This is a genomic window from Bacillus sp. SIMBA_008, from assembly GCF_046535495.1.
In the GTDB taxonomy this organism is placed as follows: Bacteria; Bacillota; Bacilli; order Bacillales; family Bacillaceae; genus Bacillus; species Bacillus subtilis.
Window position 1 is genome coordinate 1 of the sequence record NZ_JAWRWL010001186.1, and the last position, 239, is coordinate 239.

General features: G+C 64.4%; 1 protein-coding gene. It reads left to right on the top strand.

The window, feature by feature from the left end; all coding sequences use genetic code 11:
- Positions 1-13 precede the first annotated feature (13 nt).
- The coding region (locus tag SB658_RS27210; RefSeq protein WP_410603651.1) for a PAS domain-containing protein at positions 14-239 on the top strand (226 nt) is incomplete at its 3' end.

Below are 239 nucleotides of genomic sequence, written 5' to 3' on the forward strand. Positions count from 1 at the left end.
GCGCACCGATCCCTTGCCGCCGAGCACTGCTGAATGGCTTCAAAACGTCCACCCCCACGATCGTGCAAAGGTCGTGGTTGCGATGGAGAGGCAAGCGGCGGGAGATCCCGCCTTTGCGGTGTTCGACTACCGCGAACAGCACAAGGACGGTCATTGGGTCTGGATTGAGTCCCGCGGTGCAGGCGTGGAATGGGACGCCGAGGGTCGCCCGACCAGGGTCGTCGGTACCGACACCGACG